The sequence below is a fragment of the Terrabacter aeriphilus genome (assembly GCF_039542985.1).
Lineage (GTDB): Bacteria > Actinomycetota > Actinomycetes > Actinomycetales > Dermatophilaceae > Terrabacter > Terrabacter aeriphilus.
Genome location: NZ_BAABIW010000014.1, coordinates 409,882 through 436,111 on the forward strand (window position 1 = coordinate 409,882; position 26,230 = coordinate 436,111).

Annotated in this window: 23 protein-coding genes; 15 read left to right on the forward strand and 8 right to left on the reverse strand. The window is 73.3% G+C overall.

Features of this window, described 5'->3' with window-relative positions; all coding sequences use genetic code 11:
* Nucleotides 1-85 precede the first annotated feature (85 nt).
* From ABD979_RS11135 to secA, 5 genes are all read left to right on the forward strand, one after another.
* Nucleotides 86-901: a ComF family protein gene (locus ABD979_RS11135; RefSeq protein ID WP_345507531.1), complete on the forward strand. Its 816-nt coding sequence runs from the start codon at nucleotides 86-88 to the stop codon at nucleotides 899-901.
* Between the two features lie 269 nt (nucleotides 902-1,170).
* Nucleotides 1,171-1,809: a ribosome hibernation-promoting factor, HPF/YfiA family gene (gene hpf / locus ABD979_RS11140; RefSeq protein WP_345507532.1), complete on the forward strand. Its 639-nt coding sequence runs from the start codon at nucleotides 1,171-1,173 to the stop codon at nucleotides 1,807-1,809.
* Between the two features lie 152 nt (nucleotides 1,810-1,961).
* Entirely contained in the window at nucleotides 1,962-2,648 is a 687-nt protein-coding gene (locus ABD979_RS11145; protein WP_345507533.1) for a response regulator, read from the forward strand.
* Between the two features lie 10 nt (nucleotides 2,649-2,658).
* Nucleotides 2,659-3,864: a winged helix-turn-helix domain-containing protein gene (locus ABD979_RS11150; protein WP_345507534.1), complete on the forward strand. Its 1,206-nt coding sequence runs from the start codon at nucleotides 2,659-2,661 to the stop codon at nucleotides 3,862-3,864.
* Between the two features lie 177 nt (nucleotides 3,865-4,041).
* Nucleotides 4,042-6,870 (forward strand): preprotein translocase subunit SecA, encoded by a 2,829-nt coding sequence (gene secA / locus ABD979_RS11155; RefSeq protein ID WP_345507535.1) that lies wholly within the window; start codon nucleotides 4,042-4,044, stop codon nucleotides 6,868-6,870.
* Nucleotides 6,871-6,897: 27 nt separating this feature from the next.
* Here the strand turns inward: secA and ABD979_RS11160 are convergent, their stop codons facing one another.
* Both ABD979_RS11160 and ABD979_RS11165 read right to left on the reverse strand, forming a co-directional pair.
* Entirely contained in the window at nucleotides 6,898-7,395 is a 498-nt protein-coding gene (locus tag ABD979_RS11160) for an Rv3235 family protein (RefSeq protein ID WP_345507536.1), read from the reverse strand.
* A complete protein-coding gene (locus ABD979_RS11165) occupies nucleotides 7,385-8,323 on the reverse strand; it encodes a LysM peptidoglycan-binding domain-containing protein (RefSeq protein WP_345507537.1) in 939 nt (312 codons plus the stop codon). Before ABD979_RS11165 ends, ABD979_RS11160 begins: the two co-directional genes overlap by 11 nt.
* Before the next feature lie 100 nt (nucleotides 8,324-8,423).
* On the opposite strand from ABD979_RS11165, the gene ABD979_RS11170 reads away from it, so the two are divergent.
* Nucleotides 8,424-8,975 carry a hypothetical protein gene (locus ABD979_RS11170; RefSeq protein ID WP_345507538.1) on the forward strand — a complete coding sequence of 184 codons (552 nt, stop codon included), beginning with the start codon at nucleotides 8,424-8,426 and terminating at the stop codon, nucleotides 8,973-8,975.
* Between the two features lie 18 nt (nucleotides 8,976-8,993).
* Here ABD979_RS11170 and ABD979_RS11175 read toward each other — a convergent pair whose 3' ends face one another.
* The gene (locus ABD979_RS11175; protein WP_345507539.1) at nucleotides 8,994-9,221 is read right to left on the reverse strand and encodes a helix-turn-helix domain-containing protein; all 228 of its coding nucleotides are present in this window, start codon (nucleotides 9,219-9,221) and stop codon (nucleotides 8,994-8,996) included.
* A gap of 322 nt (nucleotides 9,222-9,543) precedes the next feature.
* Between ABD979_RS11175 and ABD979_RS11180 the strand changes: the two genes are divergently transcribed.
* The gene (locus ABD979_RS11180) at nucleotides 9,544-10,206 is read left to right on the forward strand and encodes a CpaB family protein (RefSeq protein ID WP_345507540.1); all 663 of its coding nucleotides are present in this window, start codon (nucleotides 9,544-9,546) and stop codon (nucleotides 10,204-10,206) included.
* Nucleotides 10,203-11,798 carry a CpaE/TadZ family protein gene (locus ABD979_RS11185; RefSeq protein WP_345507541.1) on the forward strand — a complete coding sequence of 532 codons (1,596 nt, stop codon included), beginning with the start codon at nucleotides 10,203-10,205 and terminating at the stop codon, nucleotides 11,796-11,798. The genes ABD979_RS11180 and ABD979_RS11185 overlap by 4 nt, the downstream gene beginning before the upstream one ends.
* On the opposite strand, the gene ABD979_RS11190 is transcribed toward ABD979_RS11185, so the two are convergent.
* The gene (locus ABD979_RS11190; RefSeq protein ID WP_345507542.1) at nucleotides 11,788-13,137 is read right to left on the reverse strand and encodes a hypothetical protein; all 1,350 of its coding nucleotides are present in this window, start codon (nucleotides 13,135-13,137) and stop codon (nucleotides 11,788-11,790) included. The genes ABD979_RS11185 and ABD979_RS11190 overlap by 11 nt on opposite strands.
* 2 nt (nucleotides 13,138-13,139) lie before the next feature.
* The gene (locus tag ABD979_RS11195; protein WP_345507543.1) at nucleotides 13,140-13,538 is read right to left on the reverse strand and encodes a hypothetical protein; all 399 of its coding nucleotides are present in this window, start codon (nucleotides 13,536-13,538) and stop codon (nucleotides 13,140-13,142) included.
* A 40-nt stretch (nucleotides 13,539-13,578) separates the two neighbouring features.
* On the opposite strand from ABD979_RS11195, the gene ABD979_RS11200 reads away from it, so the two are divergent.
* From ABD979_RS11200 to pruA, 6 genes are all read left to right on the forward strand, one after another.
* Nucleotides 13,579-15,000 carry a WS/DGAT/MGAT family O-acyltransferase gene (locus tag ABD979_RS11200; RefSeq protein WP_345507544.1) on the forward strand — a complete coding sequence of 474 codons (1,422 nt, stop codon included), beginning with the start codon at nucleotides 13,579-13,581 and terminating at the stop codon, nucleotides 14,998-15,000.
* Nucleotides 15,000-15,443, forward strand: a complete 444-nt coding sequence (locus ABD979_RS11205) for a DUF6912 family protein (protein ID WP_345507545.1) — start codon at nucleotides 15,000-15,002, stop codon at nucleotides 15,441-15,443. The genes ABD979_RS11200 and ABD979_RS11205 overlap by 1 nt, the downstream gene beginning before the upstream one ends.
* A gap of 6 nt (nucleotides 15,444-15,449) precedes the next feature.
* Complete coding sequence (locus ABD979_RS11210; protein WP_345507546.1) at nucleotides 15,450-15,968, forward strand: NUDIX domain-containing protein; 519 nt, start codon at nucleotides 15,450-15,452, stop codon at nucleotides 15,966-15,968.
* Nucleotides 15,969-16,057: 89 nt separating this feature from the next.
* On the forward strand, nucleotides 16,058-16,771 hold the full coding sequence (locus ABD979_RS11215; protein WP_345507547.1) for an SGNH/GDSL hydrolase family protein: 714 nt from the start codon (nucleotides 16,058-16,060) through the stop codon (nucleotides 16,769-16,771).
* Nucleotides 16,772-16,899: 128 nt separating this feature from the next.
* Complete coding sequence (locus ABD979_RS11220; protein ID WP_345507548.1) at nucleotides 16,900-17,310, forward strand: DUF4870 domain-containing protein; 411 nt, start codon at nucleotides 16,900-16,902, stop codon at nucleotides 17,308-17,310.
* Nucleotides 17,311-17,501: 191 nt separating this feature from the next.
* On the forward strand, nucleotides 17,502-19,130 hold the full coding sequence (gene pruA, locus ABD979_RS11225) for an L-glutamate gamma-semialdehyde dehydrogenase (RefSeq protein WP_345507549.1): 1,629 nt from the start codon (nucleotides 17,502-17,504) through the stop codon (nucleotides 19,128-19,130).
* A 110-nt stretch (nucleotides 19,131-19,240) separates the two neighbouring features.
* Here the strand turns inward: pruA and ABD979_RS11230 are convergent, their stop codons facing one another.
* From ABD979_RS11230 to ABD979_RS11240, 3 genes are all read right to left on the reverse strand, one after another.
* Nucleotides 19,241-19,738 (reverse strand): DUF2505 domain-containing protein, encoded by a 498-nt coding sequence (locus ABD979_RS11230; RefSeq protein WP_345507550.1) that lies wholly within the window; start codon nucleotides 19,736-19,738, stop codon nucleotides 19,241-19,243.
* A gap of 407 nt (nucleotides 19,739-20,145) precedes the next feature.
* Nucleotides 20,146-20,625 (reverse strand): hypothetical protein, encoded by a 480-nt coding sequence (locus ABD979_RS11235; RefSeq protein ID WP_345507551.1) that lies wholly within the window; start codon nucleotides 20,623-20,625, stop codon nucleotides 20,146-20,148.
* Nucleotides 20,622-20,855, reverse strand: coding sequence for a hypothetical protein (locus ABD979_RS11240; RefSeq protein WP_345507552.1), 234 nt, complete (start codon nucleotides 20,853-20,855; stop codon nucleotides 20,622-20,624). Before ABD979_RS11240 ends, ABD979_RS11235 begins: the two co-directional genes overlap by 4 nt.
* A 157-nt stretch (nucleotides 20,856-21,012) precedes the next feature.
* Here ABD979_RS11240 and ABD979_RS11245 point away from each other — a divergent pair, with 157 nt between their 5' ends.
* Nucleotides 21,013-26,205: an NAD-glutamate dehydrogenase gene (locus ABD979_RS11245; protein WP_345507553.1), complete on the forward strand. Its 5,193-nt coding sequence runs from the start codon at nucleotides 21,013-21,015 to the stop codon at nucleotides 26,203-26,205.
* Nucleotides 26,206-26,230: the final 25 nt, after the last annotated feature.

A 26,230-nucleotide genomic window follows, 5' to 3' on the forward strand; every position in this document is an offset into this window, starting at 1 on the left:
ACACCCCCGGTCCGCACGGCGCCGTCGTCCACAGGCGCGGCCGGTCCGGTGCCGCACGACGTCGTCCCGTGGTCTGCTGCCAGGCATGGACCGACTCCGCGCGCTGCCCGGTGCGCTGCCCGGTGCGGTGCTCGACCTCGTGCTGCCTCGCGAGTGCGGCGGGTGCCGGCGCGCCGGCACCCGCTGGTGCGCACGCTGCGCGACCGCCCTCGCCTCCCTCGCCCTCGCGGGTCCCGCCGCCCCTCACTGCCCTTCCGGCTCTTCCGCCTCGCCCGGTACGTTCGGGCCCGCCTGGGTGGTGCCGCACCGACCACCCCCGGGCCTGCCGCCCGTGCACGCCTGGGGCCTCTACGCCGACCCGTTGCGCGCGGCGGTGTCGGCCTGGAAGGACGCGAGGCGCCGCGACCTCGTGCGCGTGCTCGCCCCGCTCCTCGCGGCGTCGCTGGCGGGCGCGCTGGCGGGGTGCGGCTGGCCCGACGGGGTCGTGCTGGTCGTGCCGGTGCCGTCGTCGCGACGGTCGGTGCGAGCGCGGGGCGACACGCCGATGGTCGACCTCTGCGCGGCGGCCGTCGACGCCTGTGCCGCGTCCGTCGAAGCGGGCGCCACGCCCGGGCACGGGGTGGGGGAGCGGGCGCTCCGGCTGGCCCCTGCGCTGCGCCACGCGCGCGGGGTCGCCGACCAGTCCGGTCTCGACACCGCGCAGCGGCGCCGCAACCTCGACGGCGCACTCGCGGTGAAACCGCTGTGGGAGAACGTGATCCGTGGTCGACGCTGCATCCTGGTCGACGACGTGGTGACGACGGGAGCGACGCTCGCCGAGGCAGCCAGGGCCCTGCGCCAGGCCGGCGCGGCGGACGTCGTGGGCGCCACGATGGCGGCCGCGCACCGGACCCGGACGTGACGGGACGCCCGGCGTCGCGGTGTGTCCCGTGTGACTGCTGTGAGGTCGGTCCGGGTTGGCCGGCACGCCTTCCCGCGGGCGGGCGGCCCGACTAGGGTCGGGGCATGACCCCGTCCCACGAGGGGGCCCGACCTCCGGTCGAGTCCCCGGGGCGCGAGAGCGGAAGGGGTGGTGCCGCATCGACCGGCGGGCCCGTCCTAGGTGACGAGAGCCCGGAGCCACACCGAAGCGCACCGCACGCCGAAGACGTGCGCGAACAAGGAGGAACCGTGGAGATCGTCGTCACTGGGCGCCACGTCCAGATCCCCGACCGATTCCGTGAGCAGCTCGACGAACGCCTGGCCAAGGTCCAGGCCCTCGCCCCCAAGGTGCACCGCATCGACGTCGTCGTGACGCACGAGCGCGTGGCGCGGGGCTCGGAGAAGGTCGAGCTCACCTGCCACGCCAAGGGTCCCGTCATCAGGGCGGAGGCGTGTCTCGACGACAAGTACGCCGCCCTCGACGCGGCCGTGGACAAGCTCATGGAACGCCTGAGGCGGGTGCACGACAAGCGGCGCGTCAGCCGCGGACGACGGATCCCCGAGTCGGTGGCGCGCGCCACCGCCCGCATCGACGCCTCCGACGAGCCGACCGCCGAGGCCGAGCCCGCGGCCGGCGACGGCCAGGTCGACGATCTCGAGCGCTTCGGCGCCCTCGGCAACTCGCCCATCGAGGTCCGCGAGAAGGTGCACACGGCCGCCCCGATGTCGCTCGAGGACGCCGTCAACCAGATGGAGCTCGTCGGCCACGACTTCTTCCTCTTCCACGACGCCGACACCGACCGGCCGAGCGTCGTCTACCGCCGCCGTGGCTGGAGCTACGGCGTGCTGCACCTCGAGACCGACTCCGACGTGGCCGCCACCGGGTAGGCCCCGCCGGCAGGACCGCCACACCCGGACGACGTCGGGGCGCCCCCACCGGGCGTCCCGACGTCGTGCGTGCGGGGGAGGGCGCAGGGGGCCGGCGCGCCGCTGGACGGCTCGCCGGGCGCGGTGCCGCCGGTCTTTGCCAAGATGGGCCCGTGACCCCGCCCCCCGACGTCATCCGCGTGCTCATCGTCGACGACCACGCCCTCTACCGGCGCGGGCTGCAGACCGTGCTGGGCACGGAGGACGACATCGACATCGTCGGCGAGGCGGCCGACGGGGTCGAGGCGGTCGACGAGGCGGAGGAGAAGCTGCCCGACGTCATCGTCATGGACGTCGGCATGCCCAAGCGGGGCGGCATCGACGCGTGCCGGGTCATCAAGCAGCGGGTGCCCTCGGCCCGCATCCTCATGCTGACGAGCTCCGACGACGAGTCCAACCTCTTCGAGGCCGTCCGCGCCGGCGCCAACGGCTACCTCCTCAAGGACGTGCCGCCCGAGGAGGTCGCGGCCGGCATCCGGGCGGTCTTCCACGGGCAGTCGCTCATCTCGCCGATGATGGCCTCCAAGCTGCTGACCGAGTTCGCGCAGATGAGCCAGCGCGCGAGCGCCCCGGTGTCGGGGCCCGGCCTCGAGCTGCCCCGCCTGACCGACCGCGAGCTCGGCATCCTGCGGCTCGTCGCGCGCGGCCGGCTCAACCGCGAGATCGCGGGCGAGCTGTTCATCTCCGAGAACACCGTGCGCAACCACATCCGCAACATCCTCGACAAGCTGCAGATGCACTCGCGGATGGAGGCGGCCATGTATGCCGTGCGCCAGCGGCTCATCGACCCCGACGAGTGAGCGGACGGGAATGAGCACGACGGCGCGCACGCTGACGCGCGGCCAGGCGCGCCGGGTCGCCATCGCGGCCCAGGGATTCCTCGACCCGCGCCCGGCTCCCTTCGCGGCCACGACGCGTCATCTCCAGCGCGTCGTCGACCGGGTCGGGGTCGTGCAGATCGACAGCGTCAACGTGCTGGCCCGCAGTCAGTACCTCCCGTTCTTCTCGCGGCTCGGCCCCTACGACACGGCGCTGCTCGACCGGGCCCGCGACCGGGCGCCGCGTCGCCTCGTGGAGTACTGGGCCCACGAGGCGAGCCTCGTGCCTCCCGAGACGTGGCCGCTGCTCGACTTCCGCATGCGCGCGGCCGCCGAGAAGGCGTGGGGCGGCATGCGGCGGATCCTCGAGGAGCGGCCCGGCTTCGTCGACCTGGTACGGGCCGAGGTCGAGGCCGGCGGCCCGATGACCACCCGGGAGGTCGAGACCGCCCTGGCCCACGACCAGCCCCGGCGGACCGACCACTGGGGCTGGAACTGGTCGGAGGTCAAGAACGCCCTCGAGTACCTCTTCTGGGCGGGTCAGATCAGCTCGGCGGGTCGAACGACGCAGTTCGAGCGTCGCTACGCGGCCCTGTCGGCGACGGCCCCGCTCCCGCTGCGGACGGCCTGGACCGACCGCCCCGGCCCGGAGGCCGACCCGGACCGCTTCGTCGAGCTCGTCCGCATCGCGGCTCGTGCGCACGGCGTGGGCACCGAGCTGTGCCTCGCCGACTACTTCCGGATCAAGCGCGAGGACGCGCGCCCGGCCATCGCCCGGCTCGTCGCCGACGGCGAGCTCGTGCCCGTCACCGTGCCCGGCTGGAAACCGGCCTGGCTGCACGCGGAGGCCCGCGTGCCCCGGCGCGTGCACGCGGAGGCGCTGCTCAGCCCCTTCGACTCGCTCGTGTGGCAGCGCGAGCGCATCCTCGCCCTCTGGGACTTCCACTACCGCATCGAGATCTACACGCCGGCGCCGAAGCGGGTGCACGGCTACTACGTGCTGCCGTTCCTGCACGGGGAGTCGCTCGTCGCGCGCTGTGACCTCAAGGCCGACCGGGCCGCCGGCGTGCTGCGCTGCCACCGGGTGACGTGGGAGCCGGGGGCGCCGGCCGAGGCGCGCCCCGCGCTCGTGGCCAACCTCGAGTCCATGGCCGCGTGGCTCGGGCTGGGCCGGGTCGACCTGCCGCCGCCGGGGTGAGCGGGAGGACGCACCCGGCACACGGGCTCGTCGGTCGACGGAACCGCGCCGGCGGGCGGTGCGTTGGTCGTTGTGTCCGGAAGGCGGCTAGCCTAGGCGGGTCCCGTGACCCATCGCGGGCGATGGAGCCCGCCCACCGGGCGAGTCCACACGTTCAGTCGGGAGTGAGATCACCAGATGGCCGTCATCGAGAAGCTGCTTCGCGCCGGCGAAGGCCGGACCCTGAAGAAGCTCCAGGGCATCGCCAAGCAGGTCAACGCCCTCGAGGCGGACTTCGAGAAGCTCACCGACGAGGAGCTGCGCGAGGAGTCCAAGGGCTTCCGCGAGCGGCTCGACAACGGCGAGACGCTCGACATGCTGCTGCCCGAGGCCTTCGCGGCCGTGCGCGAGGCGAGCAAGCGCACCCTCGGCAAGCGCCACTTCGACGTGCAGATCATGGGTGGCGCAGCGCTGCACATGGGCAACGTCGCCGAGATGAAGACCGGTGAGGGCAAGACGCTCGTCGCGACCCTCCCGAGCTACCTCAACGCCCTCTCGGGCAAGGGCGTCCACGTCATCACCGTCAACGACTTCCTCGCCGAGTACCAGTCCGAGCTGATGGGCCGCGTGCACCGCGCGCTCGGCATGGAGACCGGCTGCATCCTCAGCCAGATGACACCCGAGCAGCGTCGCGCCGAGTACGCCAAGGACATCACGTACGGCACGAACAACGAGTTCGGCTTCGACTACCTGCGCGACAACATGGCGTGGGATCCCGCCGAGCTCGTGCAGCGCGGCCACAACTTCTGCATCGTCGACGAGGTCGACTCCATCCTCATCGACGAGGCCCGCACGCCGCTCATCATCTCGGGGCCGGCCGACCTCGCGACGAAGTGGTACGTCGAGTTCGCGCGCATCGCGGCCCGCCTCAACCGCGGTGAGGACGGCCGCGGCGACTACGAGGTCGACGAGAAGAAGCGCACCGTCGGCGTGCTCGAGTCCGGCATCGCGCGTGTTGAGGACCTCCTCGGCATCGACAACCTCTACGACACGGTGAACACGCCGCTCATCGGCTACCTCAACAACTCCATCAAGGCCAAGGAGCTGTTCAAGAAGGACAAGGACTACGTCGTCATGGGCGGCGAGATCCTCATCGTCGACGAGCACACCGGCCGCATGCTCCCCGGCCGTCGCTACAACGAGGGCATGCACCAGGCCATCGAGGCGAAGGAGGGCGTCGAGATCAAGAACGAGAACCAGACGCTCGCCACCATCACGCTGCAGAACTACTTCCGTATGTACGACAAGCTCTCGGGCATGACGGGCACGGCCCAGACCGAGGCCGCCGAGCTCAACTCGATCTACAAGCTGGGCGTCATCCCGATCCCGACGAACCGTCCGATGATCCGCAAGGACCAGGCCGACCTCGTCTACCGCACCGAGGTCGCCAAGTACGACGCCGTCGTCGACGACATCGCCGACAAGTACGCCGTCGGCCAGCCCGTGCTCGTCGGCACCGTCTCGGTCGAGAAGAGCGAGTACCTCTCCCAGCAGCTGAAGAAGCGCGGCATCAAGCACGAGGTGCTCAACGCCAAGCAGCACGAGCGCGAGGCTGCCATCGTTGCGGACGCCGGGCGCAAGGGCGCCGTCACGGTGGCCACGAACATGGCCGGCCGAGGCACCGACATCATGCTCGGTGGCAACTCCGAGTTCCGGGCCGTCGCCGAGCTGAAGAAGCGTGGCCTCGACCCGCACGAGACGCCGGAGGAGTACGAGGCCGCCTGGGACGAGGCGCTGGCCGCGGCCGAGCAGGAGGTCGCGGCGGAGCACGAGGAGGTGACCGCCCTCGGCGGCCTCTACGTGCTCGGCACCGAGCGCCACGAGTCGCGGCGCATCGACAACCAGCTGCGCGGCCGCTCGGGTCGACAGGGAGACCCGGGGGAGTCCCGCTTCTACCTCTCGCTCAACGACGACCTCATGCGGCTGTTCAACTCCGCACTCGTCGACCGGTTCATGCAGACGGCCGGCATGGAGGACTCCGTGCCGATCGAGAGCAAGATGGTCACGAACTCGATCCAGAAGGCCCAGGGCGCGGTCGAGGCGCAGAACTACGAGATCCGCAAGAACGTCCTCAAGTACGACGACGTCATGAACCGCCAGCGCCAGGTCATCTACGACGAGCGCCGCGCCGTGCTCGAGGGCGAGGACCTGCACGAGCAGCTGCGCCTCTTCGTCAACGACGTCGTGAACTCCTACGTCGACGCCGCGACGGCCGACGGCTTCGCCGCCGACTGGGACCTCGAGAAGCTCTGGGACGCGATGCGCCAGGTCTTCCCGCTCTCGCTCACCGTCGCCGACGTCGAGGACATGGCGGGCGGCCGGCAGGCCGTCACGGCCGACCTGCTGCGCGAGCAGCTGATGTCGGACGCGCACCACGCCTACGACCGCCGCGAGGAGTCGCTGGGCTCCGAGACCATGCGCGAGGTGGAGCGCCGCGTGGTCCTCTCGGTGCTCGACCGCAAGTGGCGTGAGCACCTCTACGAGATGGACTACCTCCAGGAGGGCATCGGCCTGCGGGCGATGGCGCAGCGCGACCCGCTCATCGAGTACCAGCGCGAGGGCTTCCAGCTCTTCGAGGCGATGATGGAGTCCATCAAGGAGGAGTCGGTGGCCCACCTCTTCTCCGTCGAGGTGCAGGTGCCCGAGACCGCGCCCGCCGTCGGGGCCTCGCCGATGACCGTCGGGGCGCTCGTCGGCGGCCTCGCCGCCGCGAACGGCGACGCCGCGGCCGACGACGTGACGGGTGCCGCGGCGCCCGCCGGTGCCGGCTCGGCCGGTTCCGACGGATCGGGTGGCTCGGGGGTTCGCGTCTCCGGCGTCGACCTCGACGAGCCCGCCCAGCGGCCGGCCACCCTGCACTACAGCGCCCCGGGCGAGGACGGCCGGGCGGTCGAGACCGGCGGCCAGGAGACGGTCGAGCGCAAGGCCGACCGCCGCGGCAAGAAGGTCAAGCGCAAGCGTCGCTGACGCCGGCCCGATGGCTCGTCCGGTCGCTCACCCGATGGTGAGGGCCGTGACGAGCCATCGGCCGTCCAGCCCCTCGAGGCGCAGCGCGAGTGCCCGCACGCGGCCGTGCGCCACGACGACGGCGCACGCCTCGACCACGCCGTCGGCGGGTTCGCACACGCGGACCCGCCGCACCACGGCCGCACGCTGCGGACCGGGGGCGCGTCGCCGCCCCGCCACCATGGCCTGGCGCGCGAGCACGGCATAGACCGTCGGTGCCGCGTGCCGGATGAGCTGCGGCGCCGGCCGCTGCCCCGACACCACCTCGACGACGGCCTGTGCGAGCCGGGCGACGAAGGGGCCGGGCTCGGGCAGCATCCCGCTGCGCGTGGGCCGGGGGCCGAAGTCCTCGTCGTGCGCCCCGTGGAAGTCGAGGGCGAGCGCGTCCTGGGCGTACGGCGCCTCGCCGTGCCAGGCCTCGTCGGCGGAGATGATCCGCGGCGCCGTCTGCGGGATGCGACGCACCGCGAAGTCGTCAGCCCCCACGGTCGGGCTCCGGAGGGCGCAGCTGCTGCCCGGGCAGCAGCAGGTCGGGGTCGTCGCCGATGACCTCGCGGTTGGCGGCGTACCAGCGGGGCCACTCGCGGGCCGTGCTCGTGGGCGTGGCCCCGGACCCCAGGTGGTGCGCCGCGATCGACCACAGGGTGTCCCCGCGCCTCACGGTGACGAGGTCGTGCACGGCGACGGTCGCGCGCGGGGTCGGGGCGAGCAGCCGGGACCGGTCGCCGTCGTGGGTCCGCAGGGGTCGGGTGGGCACGAAGCCGGGGCCGACCGTGGGGGCGGGATGCGCGCTCGGCGCGACCGTGACGACGGTCGCTGGACGGGTCGGCGGCCGGGTCGGTGAGGGTGCCGCTGAGGGTGCCGGTGAGGGCGTCGGTGTCGTCGTCGGGGTGAAGCCCGGGTCGGGGCCGGGCCGCGGGGCGGGGGGCGAGCCCTCGTGGCCCGCGGACGCGCGAGTCGTGGTCGGAACGACGGCGCCGAGACCCGAGACGGGTGCGGCGGGGAGGACGACCGAGCCGACCGACGCGCTCAGCACGAGGGTCAGGGCGCGGCGGACGACGAGGGGCGTCACCCGCGCCGCCAGGTCCTCGGCGGCCCGGCCGGCCGTGCCCGGCAGCAGCGACGCGACGACCAGCGCCGAGCCGACGGCGAGCCAGCAGGAGAGGCCGGCGCCGACCCAGGCCAGTGCGGTGAGCAGTACGTCGTCCACCCGGGGCGTGGCGCCCGGAGGCCGTGGAGCCCGCGCGAGGGGGAGCAGCACGCTCAGCGTCGCCACCGCGACGGCGACGCCCGTCAGGCCGCCCAGCAGCTCGCCGGTGCGGGACCGGTCGCCCGCACGTCGACGGTGGGCCCGGGCGCCCGCCTCCCACCGGCGTGGCTCGAGCCTGCCCGACGTCGTTCTCGATCGCTGCATGCCTTCATTGAAGGCCGTTTGCCTTCGTTTGGTCAACGGTGCGTGTGCTGGCTTGTGGATTCCGGTGGTGCGAGTCCCCGGGGCGGAGCACAGTGGCCCCATGCGGTGGGACCTGCTCTTCGACGACCTCGAGGCCCAGCTCGGGACCGGTGACGCCCTCGAGCGTGACGCCGAGGTCGCCGACCGCACCCGACGCGAACGGGCCCTGCTCGACCTCCAGGCCAGGCTGCTCGCCCAGACGGGCCCCGGTGCCAAGCCCCTCGGCGTCGTGCTCGGGCCCCGTGAGGTGGCCGGTCGGCTGCTCGACGTCGGCCCCGACTGGGCGCTGCTCGAGACCGGCCCGGGCAGGGAGCTCCTCGTGGCCCTGGCGGCCGTCCGCGCGGTGCGCGGTGCCCGCCCGGGTGCCCGACTGCCCTCGGTGGTGGCCCGACGGTTCACCCTGGGGGCGGCCCTGCGCGCCGTGAGTCGCGACCGGGCGCCGGTGGAGCTGACCGACGTCGACGGGCGCGCGCGGACCGGCACCGTCGACGTCGTGGGTGCCGACCACTTCGACCTGGCCGAGCACCCGGGGGACGAGGTGCGTCGCCCGGGCAACGTCACGGGAACCGTGCTCGTGCCGTTCTCCGCGATCGCGTCGGTGCGCCGGCTCTGAGCGAGCGGCGCACGCGGCTCACTCGTCGCCGGCCGTGCCGAAGGGGTGCGCCTCGACGAACGACTTCGTCTCGGCATACATGCGCTGGATGTAGTTCTCGAGCTCGACCGTCTCGACGCGCCACTGGCCCCGACCGCCGATCTTGATGGCCGGCAGCTCACCCGAGCGGACGAGTGCGTAGGCCTGGGCGGAGGAGATGTTGAGGATCTCCGACACCTCGGTCAGCTGCAGGAACCGCTGTGCCACGTGAACTCCTCATCCGGGCCGCCCAGCGACGGCCTCGACCCCTCCGTACCCTGCGGTACGCCCGCGTGCACGGCCGACCCGGCCGCGGTCGCCCGCCGTGCGACCCGTCCATCCTAGGGAGCCTCGGGGCGGGTCCACGCGGGTTGTCCCCAGATTTGCGCAGTCCGGCACGCGCGCGCTCCACCTGCTGCAAGATGTTGGCGAGCCGTGCGTGACCGCGGCGCCCGGGTCCGGCCGCCGCGGCGGCCTCCCCCCGGCGTCGGGGTGGCGGCGGTGCGGAGCGTTCCGGCGCGTCGCCGGGAGCAGATTCTCAGGGGGCCCCATGACCGAGCTCGTCACCCCGACGGCGGGGCGGCTGCGCCGCCCGTCCTGGCGCGAGCGCCGCCTGCTCGTCGGGCTGCTCCTCGTCGTCGTGGCGACGGTGCTCGGCGCCCGGGCCGTGGCCGGCGCCGGCGACCGCGTGCCCGTCTGGGTCGCTGCCGACAACCTCGTGGCGGGCGACGCCGTGGGCTCTGGGTCGTTCGTGCGGGCGGACGTGCGGCTGGCGGAGGGCACGGCGTCCTACCTCGGGGCCGACGCGCCGCCGCCGGTGGGCTCGTTCCTGCTGCGAGACGTGCGGGCGGGGGAGCTGGTGCCCACCTCGGCGGTGGGGGCGGCCGACGCGGTCGGCGTGCAGCGCGTCACCGTCCGGGTGGACGCCATGGCGACGACGGGACTCGTGCGGGGCAGCCGCGTCGACGTCTTCGTCACCCCCAAGGCGTCGACGACGGCCGGGCGGAGCGTCCCGGCGACGACCAAGGTGCTCTCCTCGGCCGGCGTGGCCGCCGTGCTGACCAGCAGCGGCGGCTTCGGGTCCGGCTCGTTGACCTCCGTCCAGATCTACGTCCCGTCCGAGAAGGTGCAGGCGCTCGTCGAGGCGGTGGACGGGGAGGCGCGCCTCACCCTCGTGCCCTCGGTCGGCGCGGCCACCGGCGGTGCCGGGTGAGCGCCGTCCTCACCGCGCTCGGCCACCGCTGGGAGTCGGTCGTCGCGACGGTGCTCGAGGACGTGCCCGACGTGACGATCGCGCGGCGCTGCGCCGACGTGGCCGAGCTGCTCTCGGTGGCGGAGGCCGGGCTCGGCGAGGTCGCGGTCGTGTCGGCCGACCTGCGCGGCCTCGACCTCGACGTCGTGCACCGCCTCCGGGCCCTGCGACTCCGGGTCGTCGGTGTCCACCCGGCCGAGGACGAGGCGGCCGAGCGCCGCCTGCGCCAGCTGTCCGTCACGACGACGGTGTCGACCGACGCCGACGCGCAGCGGTGGGCCGAGGCGCTCGCCGGCGACGGAGACGGCCGTCAGGCGCCGCAGGACCCGGAGCGCCCCGGTGGTGACGCAGCCCCGTCCTCCGGAAGGGCGGACGCCCTCGCCGGGCCGTCGGGGTGGCGCCCGGCAGGAGCCGGGCCCGTCACGGACCCGTCGGAGGGCGACGGGGAGGGCGCAGGCCCTGCCGGTCCCGATGATCGACGCCGCGCGAGCGGCGCCGGTGGCGCGGGCGGTGCTCCCGACGGGGGCCCGGAGCGAGGCCACGACGGCGACGTCCACGACGGCGACGTCCGCGACGGCAGGGACGACGCCTGCGGCGCTGACATGCGGGGTGGCTCGGCTGGCGACGACGGCGAGGAACGAGCTCGCCGCACGCCCGTCCTCGCGGTGTGGGGGCCGACGGGCGCCCCGGGACGCACGACGATCGCCACGACGCTTGCGGCCGAGCTCGCGGCCCGGGGCGTGAGCTGCCTGCTCGTCGACGCGGACACCTACGGCGGCAGCGTGGCCCAGACCCTGGGCCTGCTCGACGAGGCCCCCGGCATCGCGGCGGCCTGCCGGGCCGCCGACCACGGCACCCTCGACCTCCCCGCCCTCTCGCGGGTGGCGCCGGAGGTGACGGCGGGCCTGCGCGTGCTGACCGGGCTGCCCAAGGCGGAGCGGTGGCCGGAGCTGCGCGCGGCCGCCCTCGAGCGCGTGCTCGAGCTCAGCCGCCTGCTCGTGCAGGTCGTCGTCGTCGACTGCGGCTTCTGCCTCGAGGACGACGCCGAGCTCAGCTACGACACGCTCGCGCCGCGGAGGAACGAGGCCACCCTCACCGCGCTGTCCGTCTCGGACGTCGTCGTGGCCGTCGGCGGGGCCGACCCCGTCGCCCTCCAACGGCTCGTCCGCGGCCTGCAGGAGCTCGGCACCGTGCCCTCGGGCACTCCGGTGACCGTCGTCAACCGCGTGCGCAGCGGCGCCGTGGGCTCCCGGCCCGAGGCTCGCATCGCCGACTCCCTGCTGCGCTTCGCGGGGCTCACCGGGGTGCGGTTCGTGCCCGACGAGGCCCGGGTGCTCGACGACGCCCTGCTGGCGGGGCGGTCGGTCGTCGAGCACGCGCCCGACTCCGCCGTGCGCCACGCGGTGGCCGAGCTCGCGACCGCCCTGCTGCCGTGGACGGCACCCGGTCGCGGCGCCACCTCGGGCAGTCGTGGCGACCGTGCCGACCGCGGCAGTCGTGGCCGGCGCTGGGCGTGGCCGTCGGGCGCCGTGGCGCGGCGGGTCAGGGCGTGAAGAGGATGGTGAGGCCGCCGAGGGTGTAGACGACCATGACGACCATGAGCGGCAGCTGGCCGATGACCGCGGCCCGCCGCTCGAGCACGGTGATGGCGCGCTCGTGCGCGGCGAGCACCCCGAGCAGGTGCCCGACGACGATGCTGACGGCCTGGATGGTGGCGACGAGCGTGGGCCGGATCAGGGTGTCGTCCGGCACGAGGTCCGCGGTGCCGAGCAGGTCGGCGCCCGTCCCCAGGGGGTCGGTGAGCAGCACCCACGCGTACTGCCCCTGGTAGACCCAGAGCGACCAGTAGTGCGCCACGACGTAGCCGCCGGCGATCGGCACGAGCGAGGGGGCGATGTCGCTGACGAACGGGATCGAACGTCGCAGCGGTTCGCCGGCCAGGCGCACCGACAGCGCGGACGCGAGCCAGATCGTCAGTGCCACGAGCCCGAAGAAGCCGAGCAGCGTGGCCGTCTTGAGCAGCGACGACGGCACGGCCGACGACTGGACGAAGGTCGCCCACGACAGGTTCGCGGAGAAGCCGTCGTAGGCGGTGCCCCCGAGCATGACGGCGACCGTGGGCACGAGGCCGCGCTGGCCCCGCAGCTCGTTGATGCCGTGGAGCGGCGTGCGCAGCACCCACCGCCCGTCGGCGCGCCGCCCGAGCGGGGAGAGCCGCCCGAGCAGCGCAGACCACACCTCGAACGGGTCCGCGTGGTCGAACCACGTGCGGCCGAAGACGGCCGCCCCGAGGAGCGACACCGCGACGAAGCCCGCGACGAGCAGCCGGAGGAAGCCGAGGGAGGTGTTCTCCTGGGCGACGAGCTCGACCGAGGTGAAGGAGGCGAGCCCGACGGCGGCCGGCCAGAGGCCCCAGCGGTAGGGCAGCGCCGCGAGGTCGGGCGAGACCCGGGCCAGGCGCAGCAGCCCGGCGTGCAGCGCCCGCAACGGGTTGACGACCCGCCACACCGGGCCGAGCAGCATCGAGGCGAAGGCGAGCCCCACCCAGAGCCAGACGTAGACGACGTGCGGGACGGGGTTGCGGGCCGAGTCCGGGCCGACGACGAGGGCGAGCAGCGTCCAGAGCGTGAGCAGCCCGGCGAGGGCGCGGGCCAGGCCGCGGAACCAGCGCGCGTCGAGGAGGCCGGCGAGCGGGGAGGGGAGGAGCCACCCGTCGGTGGCGCGCAGCCGCGGCTCACGCCAGAGCACCCCGATGGCGACGAACGAGATGAGCAGGGCCGCGGCGGCCGCGACGACGAGGGCCGTGAAGGGCAGCGGCAGGTCGCCCCGGTTGCCGACGCCGTGCGCCGGCAGCAGGGCGGGCAGGAGGGCTGGCAGGACGGCTCCGGCCACGGTCAGCGGACCGCGACGGTGAGCAGCGTCAGGGCCGGCTCGTGGGTCTCGACCTCGAAGCTCCCGGTCTGCGTCGCGGTGAGCCGCAGGGTCGTCGGCACGCCGGCCTTGAGCTGCTCCTCCACGTCGAAGCCGTGGGCGTGCAGCTCGTCGTCGTGGTCGCTCGTCACCACGAGCTCGAGCGTCGCCCCCACGGCGAGGTCGACGAGCGCGGGCGGGGGCGTCACCGTGGTGCCGGTGATGCCCACCTCGAGCCGCGTGACGGCGCCGGAGGTCGCCGCGACCCCACCGCCGCCCGACCCCCCGCCCGAGCCACCGGCCGGTGACGACGCCGAGCAGGCGGTGACGCCGGCGAGGGCGAGGACGCACACGGCATACGGAAGGGCTCGGATCGCACGCATGGCTCCGATCCTAGGTGGGGCCGTCTGGCAGAGTGTCCCCATGTCCGACCGGCTGACCTCGCTCGATGCGTCGTTCCTCTACCTCGAGGAGTCGACGACCGCGATGCACGTCGGGTCGGTCATGGTGTTCCAACCGCCGCGCGAGGGTTTCGACTACGACCAGCTCGTGCGCATCATCGAGAGCCGCATCGGGGCGATCCCGCGGTTCCGGCAGAAGGTGCGCGACGTGCCCGGGCGGATCGCCAACCCGGTGTGGGTCGACGACGAGGCGTTCGACATGAGCTACCACGTGCGCCGGGCCGGCCTGCCCCGACCGGGCAGCGACGAGCAGCTGCAGGACTTCGTCGCCCGCGTGCAGCCGCGCAAGCTCGACCGCACGCGCCCGCTCTGGGAGGTCTACCTCGTCGAGGGCCTCCACGACGGCCGCTTCGCCATCGTGACGAAGACGCACCACGCCCTCATCGACGGGGTCAACGCCCTCGACATCGCGCACGTCATCGTCGACGCCGTCAAGGGCGAGGAGCTCGACGAGGGGGTCGTGCCGTGGGAGCCGGGCCGGTCGCCATCGTCGGTGGAGCTCGTGACCGGCGCGCTCGTCGACGCCGTGCGCCGGCCGACCCAGGTCGTCGACCTCGTGCGCGGCGGCCTCAACGACGCCCTCAACGTCGGCCTGCGGGCGGCCGAGTCGGCGGGCCAGGTGCTCTCGACGGTCGCGCGCACCGCCGCCCGCCCGGCGCCGGACTCGCCGCTCAACGCCGAGGTCGGCTCGGCGCGGCGCTGGGTCATGGTCGCGACCGACCTCGACGACTACCGCGTCGTGCGCCGCCGGCTCGCCCGGGGCGCGTACGCCGAGGACGTGACGATCAACGACGTCGTGCTCGCGACGATCGCCGGTGGCCTGCGCGCCTGGCTGCTCGGACGCGGTGAGGCCGTCAGTCCCCACACGGCGGTCCGTGCCATGGTGCCGGTCAGCATCTACGGCGACGACCCCGCCGGCATGTACGCCAACCAGGTCATGGCCTGCGTCGTCAACCTGCCCGTCGGCGAGCCCGGCGCGTCGATGCGGCTGCACCAGATCGCGTTCGCGATGCGCCAGCAGATGGAGGGCGGGCAGGCCGTCGGCGCGACGTCGCTCGCCAACCTCGCGGGCTTCGCGCCGCCGACGCTGCACGCCCTGGGTGCCCGCCTCGGCTCGGCCATGTCGCGGCGGCTCTACAACGTCATGATCACCAACGTCCCCGGTCCGCAGTCGCCCCTCTACGCCGGCGACGCGGAGATGCTCTCGACCTACCCGGTGACGCCGCTCGCCAAGGGCCAGGCGCTCTCGATCGGCATCACGTCGTACAACGGGGGCGTCTACATCGGGCTCAACGCCGACCGCGACGCGATGCCGGACGTCGACGTGCTCGGACAGTCGATCGTCGACTCGCTCGCCGAGCTGACGAGTGGGAGGGAGTCCTGATGCCCGTCGTCCGCGTCTACGTGCCGCTGGGTCGCGAGTCACTCGAAAAGCTCGTCGTCACAGGCTCGCTCGCTGCCGGGCCCGGAACACCGCGCGTCGCGTATGCCGTCACGCCGCGTCTCGCGTCCAGCGCGCCGGGCCTCGACGTCGAGGACCTCGAGTACGCCGCGTTCTGCGACGCGGTCGAGGCGGCGTCCGGGCTGCGCGCCGCCCCGGCCGACCGTCGCGTCGTCGCCGCGGCGGACGTCGACCCCGGCGCCGTCGTGCCGCGCGACGCGTCGCCGGTCTCGAAGGTGGCGCTGACGGCGGCGGTGCCGCTCTCGCGGATCGCGTCGTTCCACGTCGACGACGAGGTCACGGTCGGGCAGGACGACGAGGCCGACGAGCTGCTCTGGTACGACGTCACCGAGCTCGACGACGTCCACGCCTTCTTCGGCGGCTGACTCCTCGTGGCGCTCGACGAGGTGGTCGCGCTCTACGACGCCGACGGCGAGGTCTGCGGGGCCGCCCCGCGCTCGGTGGTGCGGGCCGACAACCTCCGGCACGCCGCCTCGTCGGTCGTGGTGCGTGACGGTGTCGGCCGCGTCTACGTCCACCGCCGCACCACGACGAAGGACGTTTACCCCGGGCTGCTCGACCTCGCGGCCGGCGGCGTGGTGCTCGCGGGGGAGGACCCCGCCGACGGCGCCGTGCGCGAGGTGGACGAGGAGCTCGGCGTCCACGGGGTGCCGCTGGAGCCGTGCGGGGTGCAGGACTACGCGGACGAGGTGACGCGCTACCGCGCGTTCCGCTTCGTCGTCACGTGGGGCGGGCCGATCCGGTGGCAGCCGGAGGAGGTCTCGTGGGGCGAGTGGGTGACGGTGGCCGAGCTCGTGCGCCGCCTCGACAAGACGCCGCAGGACCTCGTGCCCGACAGCGTCGCGGTGTGGGGTCCCCTCGTGCGGTCCTGGCTCGACGCGCCGGCCTGAGGGGCGTCCCGAGGCGCCGCGCACGGCGACCGTCCCACGTGCTGGGCCGGGGGAGTTGCCGGGCCGGGGTCCCTTGTTACGTTGCGCGGATGGACTTCACCGCTGACGAGTACGCCCGCCGCGACGCCGACCGGGTGCGCGAGATCCTCTCCGGCCCGCCCGTGACGTGGGTGTTCCTCGGCGACAGCATCACCCAGGGCGTGACGCACACGCACGGCTACCGCGGCTACGTCGAGCACGTCACCGAGCGGGTGCGCGGCGAGCTCGGCCGCCGGGGCGACGCCGTCGTCAACTCCGGGGTCTCCGGCGCGACGACCGAAGACCTGCTGCCCGAGTTCCACTGGCGCGCAGGCCGATTCGCGCCTGACATCGTCGTGGTGATGTTCGGCACCAACGACATCGTCGCCGGTGCCGACGGGGTGCGCGCCTTCCGCTACCGCCTCGACCAGATCGTCCAGCGCTCCCGCGACGTCGGCGCGACGGTGGTGCTCCAGACGCCCCCGCCCGTGCTCGCGGAGGGGGCTCGCACCCCGGAGCTCATCGCCCTCTACGCCGAGGCCGTGCGCGAGGTGGCCCGCGACCTCGGGGTGCTCGTCGTGGACCACGCCGCGGCCTGGGCTGCTGCCGCGGCCGAGCAGGACGCGGAGGTCGCGCCCGACGGCTGGCTGAGCGACTCCTTCCACCCGGGCGCCCGCGGCCACCACGAGATGGCGCTCACCCTGCTCGATGCGCTCGGGCTCGCCGCCCACGACAGCGCGGTCTGCTCGCTCTCGATCGACGACCCCGTGGGCGTCTCCGCCTGAGCCGACCCCGTCGCGCGCCCGCACGCACGCCCGGACACCCGGACCCCGCCGCGGGTCAGGGGCGGTTCAGGGTCGGATCAGGGCCGACCCGGGCAGCGCGCGGGCCCGGTCGGCGACAGGATGGACCCATGACAGATCCGATGCACACCCCCTACGGCCAGGGCCTCCCGGCCACCCCCGCGACCACGGGCGAGGAGCGCACGTGGGCCGTGCTCGGCCACCTCGCCGCCATCGTCGCCGCCGTCATCTCCGCCGGTTGGCTGAGCTTCGTCGGGCCCCTCGTCATCTGGGCCATCTACAAGGACCGCAGCGCCTTCGTCCGGCAGGCCGCCGCGGGCTCGTTCAACTTCAACCTCGCGGTCTGGGCGGCCATCGTCGTCGGCTGGGTCATGTTCTTCACGGTGATCCTCATCCCGGTCGCGATCATCGTCTGGGGCGTCGCCGTCGTCGCGGCCCTCGTCTTCCACGTGCGAGCCGCCATGGCGGCCAACCGGGGTGAGCTCTACCGCTACCCCTGGGGCATCACCGTCCTGCGCTGACGCCCGGCACGTGGCCGTCCGGCGCCGACCGTCCGGCGCTGACCGTCCGGCGCTGACCGTCCGGCGCTGACCGTCCGGCCCTGACGGGGCCGGTCGCGGACGTGGAACGATGGGGTGGCCCGCCCACGAGGCGGGCCACCCCATCGCGCCCCCCGTGGGGGCGCACACCGTGCCAACCGCAGGAGAACTTGATGGACGCCGTGACCCACGTGCCCGCCCCGGCCAACGAGCCGGTGCTCGACTACGCGCCCGGCTCGACCGAGCGTGCTGCGCTCGAGGTCGCGCTCGCCGAGCTGGGGTCCACCCAGACCGAGCTGCCCCACACGATCAACGGCGAGCGGGTCGTCGGCACCGGGCGCAAGATCGCCGTCCGGCAGCCGCACGCGCACCGCAAGGTGCTCGGCTCGATGCGCAACGCCACCGTCAAGGAGGGTCGCGCGGCCGTCGAGGCCGCCAAGGCCGCCGCCCCGATGTGGCGCGCCCTGTCGTTCGACGACCGGGCCGCCATCCTGCTCAAGGCGGCCGAGCTGCTCTCCGGCCCGTGGCGCGCGCGGCTCAACGCGGCGACGATGCTCGGCCAGAGCAAGACGGCCTACCAGGCCGAGATCGACGCGGCGTGCGAGCTCATCGACTTCTGGCGGATCAACGTCCACTTCGCCCGGCAGATCCTCGAGCAGCAGCCGCCGCTCAACGCCAAGGGCATCTGGAACCGCTCCGACTACCGCTCGCTCGAGGGCTTCGTCTACGCGATCACGCCCTTCAACTTCACCGCCATCGCCGGCAACCTGCCGACGGCGCCCGCGCTCATGGGCAACACGGTCGTGTGGAAGCCGAGCCCGACGCAGCAGCTGGCCGCCCAGCTGACGATGGAGCTGCTCGAGGAGGCCGGCATGCCGCCGGGCGTCATCAACATGGTGACGGGCGACGGCATCAACGTCAGCAAGGCCGCCCTCACCGACCCCGACCTCGCGGGCATCCACTTCACCGGGTCCACCCCGACGTTCAAGCACCTCTGGCACGAGGTCGGCACGAACCTCGACCGCTACCGCACCTATCCCCGCCTCGTGGGCGAGACCGGCGGCAAGGACTTCATCCTCGCGCACCCGAGCGCCGACCCGGCCGTGCTGCGCACCGCGATGATCCGCGGCGCGTTCGAGTTCCAGGGCCAGAAGTGCTCGGCCGCCTCCCGCGCCTACGTGCCGGCGTCGGTCTGGAAGAAGATCAAGGCCGACCTCGTCGACATCACGAACGGCCTGTCGCAGGGCGACGTCACCGACCTGTCCAACTTCATGGGTGCCGTCATCGACGACCGCGCCTTCGCCAAGCACAAGGACGCCATCGACCGCGCGCACGCCCACCGCGGGATCGACGTCATCGCGGGTGGCACCTACGACGACTCCGTCGGCTACTTCGTGCGCCCGACCGTGCTCGAGATCACGGATGCCGCCGACGAGTCCTTCCGCACCGAGTACTTCGGCCCCATCCTGTCGGTGCACGTCTTCCCGGATGCCCAGTACGACGCCGTGCTCGACCAGATGGAGAGCTTCGCGCCGTACGGGCTGACCGGCTCGATCATCGCCCAGGACCGTCGGGTCATCGCCGACGCCACGGCCCGCCTGCGCTACGCGGCCGGCAACTTCTACGTCAACGACAAGCCGACCGGCGCGGTCGTGGGTCAGCAGCCCTTCGGCGGTGGCCGCGCGTCGGGCACCAACGACAAGGCGGGGGCGGCGCAGAACCTGCTCCGCTGGACGAGCGTCCGCTCGATCAAGGAGACCTTCGTGCCCCCGACGACGCACGCCTACCCGCACATGGGCTGAGGCTCCGAGCAGGTATGCCGCTGGGCCCGTCTCCGGGAGGAGGCGGGCCCAGCCGCGTGTGGGGCGTGTGGGGCGAGTGGCCCTTGTAGCGGCCGTCGACCGTTTCCGCGTCAGGCGCGCTCGGCGAGCCAGGCGGTGCCCGTGCGGCGCTCGCTGCGGATCGAGCTGACGACGGCCGGGGTGGCCGCCTTCTCGACCTTGCCGCCGAAGAGCGGGATTGAGGCCTTGAGGTCACCGTCGACGGCGACCTGGGTGCCGGTACCCGTGGCGATGATGCGGATGACGCCGCGCATGGCGACCGGGGCGCCGGCGACCTCGACCGTCATGGTGCCGTCGCGTGAGCCGTCGGCGGTGGGGCCGCCCCACTCGTAGGTCTCCGTGATCGTCAGGGTCGAGCCGATGACGGACCGGGCGAAGTCGGGCAGGCCGTCGGCGGGCAGGTCACGCTTCGTGACGACGCGGGCGCCATCGGCGACCGGGGTGACGGCGGCCTCGTGGTGCAGCGCGCCGGCGTCGACGCACTTGCGTGCCTGGAATTCCGGGTCGGTGAGCATGGCGTACACCGCGTGGGGCGCCGCGGCATACGTGATCGTCTCGGAGATCTTCATGGCGACACGCTATTGCACGCCCCGACAGCACGCCCCGCCGTGTCGGGCGCCCCGCCGGACCGGCGGCGACGCTCGCCGGGGCCCCCCGCCGCCTGCCGAGGTCGGGCCGCCGGAACCCGGGCCCGCGCGGCTGGACGTGCGCCACGGCGCAGGTGCAGCCGTCGTCGGGCGCGGATGGTGGCTGGAAGTGCGCCACGGCGCACGTGCAGCCGTGTTTGGGCGCGGATGGTGGCTGGAAGTGCGCCACGGCGCAGGTGCAGCCGTGTTTGGGCGCGGATGGTGGCTGGAAGTGCGCCACGGCGCAGGTGCAGCCGTCTTTGGGCGCGGATCGTGGCTGGAAGTGCGCCACGGCGCAGCTGGGGTCTGCCGGGTGGCTCGGCCGGCAGCGTCGTGCGGTTCGCGGGTGGTCAGGCCCCGGTGCGGGCTCGGGCCGAGAGGGCGGCGAGGCGACTCGTCGACGACTCGAGCTCGCGGCGCAGGTGGGCGAGCTCGCGCGAGCGCACCGCGGTGACCCGGTTGAGCCGCTCCTGCAGTCGCTCCCGCTCGCGCAGCCGCGCCCGGGGGTCGGCGCCGCTCGGTCCGGGCCGCTCGACGACGAGGTGGCCGTCGACGACGAGGTCGTGGCGTTCGAGCTCGCCGTCGAGGGCGCGCACGCGGGCAGCAGCCTCGGCCGCCGTCGTCGTCCACGCCTGCAGCAGGCGGCCCACGGCGTCGAGCTCGGTCGCGACCCGCAGCAGCAGCTGCCGCTCGTGGTGCGTCGGGTCGGCGTCCGACCCGCGGGCGGCGCCCTCGAGCTCGCCGATGAGGTCACCGAGCCCGGCGGCCTGGCTCACGAGCGTGCCGCCGAGGGCCGACGTGGCGAGCGGGTCGCCGGGGGAGGGGGTCACCGGAGCCCGTCCCCGAGCAGGCGCTCCTCCGCGGCGTCGGAGAGGGCCCGCAGGGCGTCGGCCGCCTGCTCGACCCAGGCGTCGAGGGCGCGCTGGGTCGGGAGGTCGCCGAGGTCGGGCACGTGCGTCAGGAGCACGTCCGACATGGCAAGCGTCGACGTCCGCACGCGAGCCAGGGCCGCGTCCGTGGCGCGACCGGCGCCGCGCGGCCGGCGGCCTGGCTCGTCCATGGCACCACTCTAGGGACCACGCCGACACGCCCCGCGACGTTCTCCACCGGGGCAGGTGCGGCGGGCGCGGCCGACGGCGCTAGGCTCACATGGTGAGATGCGCGGCACAACGACGTGTCGCCGCACAGGCCACACGGTGAGGAATCCGACAACCGCAATGACTGCGTCACTCGAACAGTCTCGTATCGACGTCCTGAAGGCCGCCGCCGCGGCCGTGGCGCCGCCACCACGACGGGGAAAGGGCCGCTCCACCCCGGACGGCCTGCGGGAGCTCGAGGACTTCCTCTTCGCCTACTACCGCATCGTCGCGACGGAGGACCTCCTGGCCCGCCCGGCCCGTGAGCTCGCGACGATCGCCACGGTGCACCGCGCCTTCGCGCAGGAGCGACCGGTCGGCTCGTTCAACGTGCACGTCTTCAACCCGACCGCCGACGACGAGGGCTGGTCGACGAGCCACACGGTCGTGCAGGTCGTCGTCGACGACATGCCCTTCCTCGTCGACTCCGTCGTCGCCGCCCTCGGTGGCTTCGACCGCGGGGTGCACCTCATCGTCCACCCGCAGATGACCGTGTCACGCACCATCACCGGTGAGCTGCGCTCGGTCATCACCGACGGGTCGACGACCGTCGAGTCGTCGTCCGTCGGGCTCGTGCGCGAGTCGTGGATGCATCTCGAGATCGACCGACTGCCCGCCGATGCGCTGCCCGAGGTCGAGACCCGGCTGCGGCACGTGCTCGAGAACGTGCGCGACTCGGTCGAGGACTGGCCGAAGATGCGCGCGCACGCCCTGACGATCGCGAGCGAGCTGCGCTCCGCGACGCCCCCCGGCACCGACCCGCACCACGCCCGTGAGGCCGCCCGCTTCCTCGAGTGGCTCGCCCACAACAACTTCACCTTCCTCGGCTACCGCGAGTACTCCCTCACGCACGAGGACGGCAACGACGTCTCGCGGCAGGTCCCCGGCACGGGGCTCGGCCTGCTGCGCTACGACCGGCCTTCTGCCGGAACGGGACTCGTGCTGACCCCGGCCGCCAGCCGGGCTGCCCGCGACTCGAGCATCCTCATCATCACGAAGGCCAACTCGCGCGCCACCGTGCACCGCGACGTCTACCTCGACTACATCTCGATCAAGCGCTTCGACGCCCGCGGCGTGTGCGTGGGCGAGCAGCGCTTCCTCGGTCTCTACGCGTCGGCGGCGTACAACGACACGATCCACGACATCCCGCTGCTCGACGTGCGCGCGCAGGAGGTGCTGCGCCTCACCGGCCTCAGCGCCGACAGCCACTCGGGCAAGGACATCCTGCAGATCCTCGAGACCTACCCGCGCGACGAGCTCTTCCAGACGACGCCGGCCCAGCTCGCCGAGATCGCGACGAGCGTCCTGCACCTGCAGGAGCGTCGCAAGACCAAGCTCTTCCTGCGCCGCGACGAGTTCGGCCGCTTCGTGTCGTGCCTCGTCTACCTGCCCCGCGACCGCTACAACACGACGGTGCGGCTGCGCATCGAGTCGATCCTGCTCGAGGCCTTCGGCGGCGAGAACATCGACAACACGACGCGCGTCAGCGAGTCGACCCTGGCCCGCCTGCACTTCGTCGTCCGGATGCCGGCCGGTGCGGACATCCCCGACGTCGACGAGGTGGCCCTCGAGCGCCGCGTCATCGACGCGACCCGCACGTGGGACGAGGACCTCTCCGAGGCGCTCTCCCAGGCTCGTGGGCTCGAGGGGGCGGCGCGCACGATGGCGGCCTACGCGAAGGCGCTGCCCGAGGCGTACAAAGAGGACTTCGACGTCACGACGGCGGTCGACGACCTCGACCGCATCGACGCGCTCGGCGACGGCGACCGCACGACGGCCCTGCACCTCTACGACGACCCGGCGTCCGACGACCCGCGCGAGCGGCGGTTCAAGCTCTACCGCCGCGCCGACCTCTCGCTGACGCAGGTGCTCCCGCTCTTCACCCACCTCGGTGTCGAGGTCACCGACGAGCGCCCCTACGAGGTGCCGGGTCCCGACGGTCGCACGCTGCACATCTTCGACTTCGGCCTGTGCGCCGACGCCACGACGTGGGGCTCCGGCGCCGCCTCTGTGGCCGACGTGCGCGAACGGTTCGAGGAGGCCTTCCGGGCCGTCTGGGACGGTCGCGCGGAGTCCGACGGCTTCAACGCCCTCGTGCTCGCCGCCGGTCTGACGTGGCGCCAGGTCGTCATCCTGCGCACCGTCGCGAAGTACCTGCGCCAGACCGGTTCGACGTTCTCGCAGGACTACGTCGAGTCGGCGCTCGCCGCGAACACCGGCATCGCCCGCAACCTCGTCGAGCTCTTCGAGGCGCGGTTCGACCCGGACGCGTTCCCCGACACCCCGGCCGGTCGCGACAAGCGGGCGGCGCGCGAGAAGGTGGTCGTCGCCCGGGTCAAGGACGCCCTCGACGACGTCGCCAGCCTCGACCACGACCGCATCGTGCGCGCCCTGCTCGGCGTCATCCAGGCGAGCCTGCGCACGAACTTCTACCAGCCCGACGAGAACGGCCACGACAAGTCGTACGTCTCGCTCAAGCTCAACCCCAAGAAGGTGCCCGACCTCCCGGCGCCGCGCCCGATGTACGAGATCTGGGTCTACAGCCCCCGCGTCGAGGGCGTGCACCTGCGCTTCGGCAAGGTCGCGCGTGGCGGCCTGCGCTGGTCGGACCGGCGCGAGGACTTCCGCACCGAGATCCTCGGCCTCGTCAAGGCGCAGATGGTCAAGAACGCCGTCATCGTGCCGACCGGCAGCAAGGGCGGCTTCTACGCCAAGCAGCTGCCCGACCCCGCCGTCGACCGCGCGGCCTGGATGGACGAGGGCATCGGGTCCTACAAGCTGTTCATCTCCGGGCTGCTCGACGTCACCGACAACCTCGTGTCGGGCGAGGCCGTGCCGCCGCACCGCGTCGTGCGCCACGACGAGGACGACACCTACCTCGTCGTCGCCGCCGACAAGGGCACGGCGAAGTTCAGCGACATCGCGAACGGCCTGTCGTCGGACTACGGCTTCTGGCTCGACGACGCCTTCGCCTCGGGCGGCTCGGCCGGCTACGACCACAAGGGCATGGGCATCACCGCCCGTGGTGCGTGGGAGTCGGTCAAGCGCCACTTCCGCGAGCTCGGGCTCGACACGCAGTCGGAGGAGTTCACCGTCGTCGGCGTCGGCGACATGAGCGGCGACGTATTCGGCAACGGCATGCTGCTCTCGGAGCACATCCGGCTCCTCGCGGCCTTCGACCACCGCCACATCTTCGTCGACCCGAACCCCGACGCCGCCGTGTCGTTCGCCGAGCGGCGCCGGATGTTCGACCTGCCGGGCTCGTCCTGGGCCGACTACGACGAGAGCCTGATCAGCGCGGGCGGCGGCATCTTCCCCCGTTCGGCCAAGTCGGTGCCCGTCTCGCCGCAGATGGTCGCGGCCCTGGGTCTGCGCGCCAACACGAAGTCGATGACGCCGGCCGACCTCATGCGCGCCATCCTGCTCGCACCGGTCGACCTGCTCTGGAACGGCGGCATCGGCACCTACGTCAAGGCGACCGGCGAGACGAACACCGAGATCGGCGACCGCGCCAACGACGCGATCCGCGTCAACGGGACCGACCTGCGCTGCAAGGTGATCGGCGAGGGCGGCAACCTCGGGATGAGCCAGCTCGGGCGCATCGAGGCCGCCCTGGCCGGCGTGCGGGTCAACACCGACGCGATCGACAACAGCGCCGGCGTCGACACGTCCGACCACGAGGTCAACATCAAGATCCTGCTCACCGAGCTGACCCGCTCGGGCGAGCTGACGATGAAGCGGCGCAACACGCTGCTCGCGTCGATGACCGACGAGGTCGCCGAGCACGTGCTGCGCGACAACTACGAGCAGAACGTGCTGCTCGGCAACGCCCGCGCGCAGCAGCACGGCATGCTCGGGGTGCACGAGCGCCTCATCCAGTTCCTCGAGGCCCACGGCGACCTCGACCGGTCGCTCGAGTTCCTGCCGAGCGACGCCGAGATCGCCCGCCGCCAGAAGGACGGGCTCGGCCTCACGTCGCCGGAGTTCTCGGTGCTCGTCGCCTACGCGAAGCTCTACCTCAAGAACCAGCTCATCGCCACCGCGCTGCCCGACGACCCGTGGTTCGAGACGACGCTCGCCGACTACTTCCCGAAGCCGTTGCGCGGCAAGTACGCCGAGCAGATCGCGGCCCACCCGCTGCGCCGCGAGATCATCACGAACTCCGTGGCGAACTCGATGGTCAACCGGGGCGGTATCACCTTCGCCTATCGGGCCGGTGAGGAGACCGGGGCGACGCCCGAGCAGGTCGCCCGCGCCTACGTCGTGTGCCGGGAGGTCTTCGACCTCGCAGGCTTCGTCCGGCGCGTCGAGGCCACCGACAACGTCGTGAGCACGGCGGCGCAGACGGCGCTCTACCTGGAGTTCCGCCGTCTCATCGACCGTTCCGTGCGGTGGTTCCTCACGTCGCGGCCGGCGACCCTCGACATCGCGGCCGAGGTCGCGCGCTTCGGTCCCGGCATCCGGGCGTATGCCGACCGGTTGCCCGAGCTGCTCCAGGGCACCGAGCGCACGCGCCTGACGCGACGGGCCCGCGAGCTCGAGGGCAAGGGCATCCCGGACGAGCTCGCCCTCGGCGCGGCCTCGCTGCTCGACACCTACTCGCTCCTCGACTGCATCGAGATCGCGGAGGACGCGGGGGAGCAGCTCGGCGACGTCGTCGCGCTCTACTTCCTCACCTCCGAGACCTTCTCGATCGACGCGATGCTGACGCGCGTCACGGCGCTGCCGCGTGACGACCGCTGGGACGCGATGGCCCGTGGCGCCCTGCGCGACGACCTCTACGCCGTGCTCGAGAGCCTGACCCGCTCGGTGCTCGAGGTGACCGGCTCCGCGCGCGCGCCCGAGGCCCGGCTGCAGGAGTGGTCGGAGCTCAACGCGGACGCGCTGGGCCGGGCTCGTGCCGCGCTCGGTGGCATCGAGCGGATGAGCCACGCCGGCATCGCTGCGCTGTCGGTCGCCCTGCGCACGCTGCGCACGGTGACCCGGCCGGCGACGTCGACCGTCGCGGCCCCGGGGGAGGTGCCCGTGCCCTCGAACGGGTCGCCGTCGAAGGGGATGTCGTCGAACGGGTCGTCGTCGAACGGGACGGCGAAGAGGGCGGCGAAGAAGGCACCGGCCAGGAAGGCGTCGGCCAAGAAGGCGTCGGCTGCGAAGGCGACGACCGCGCCGGCCACCGGGGCCTCAGCCCCGGCGACGCAGGCCCCCGCGAAGCAGGCCCCTGCGAAGAAGGCCGCCGCCAAGAAGGCCCCGGCGAAGAAGTCCGGCTCCCGATAGGCAGGCACCGCGCGACCGGCCGGCC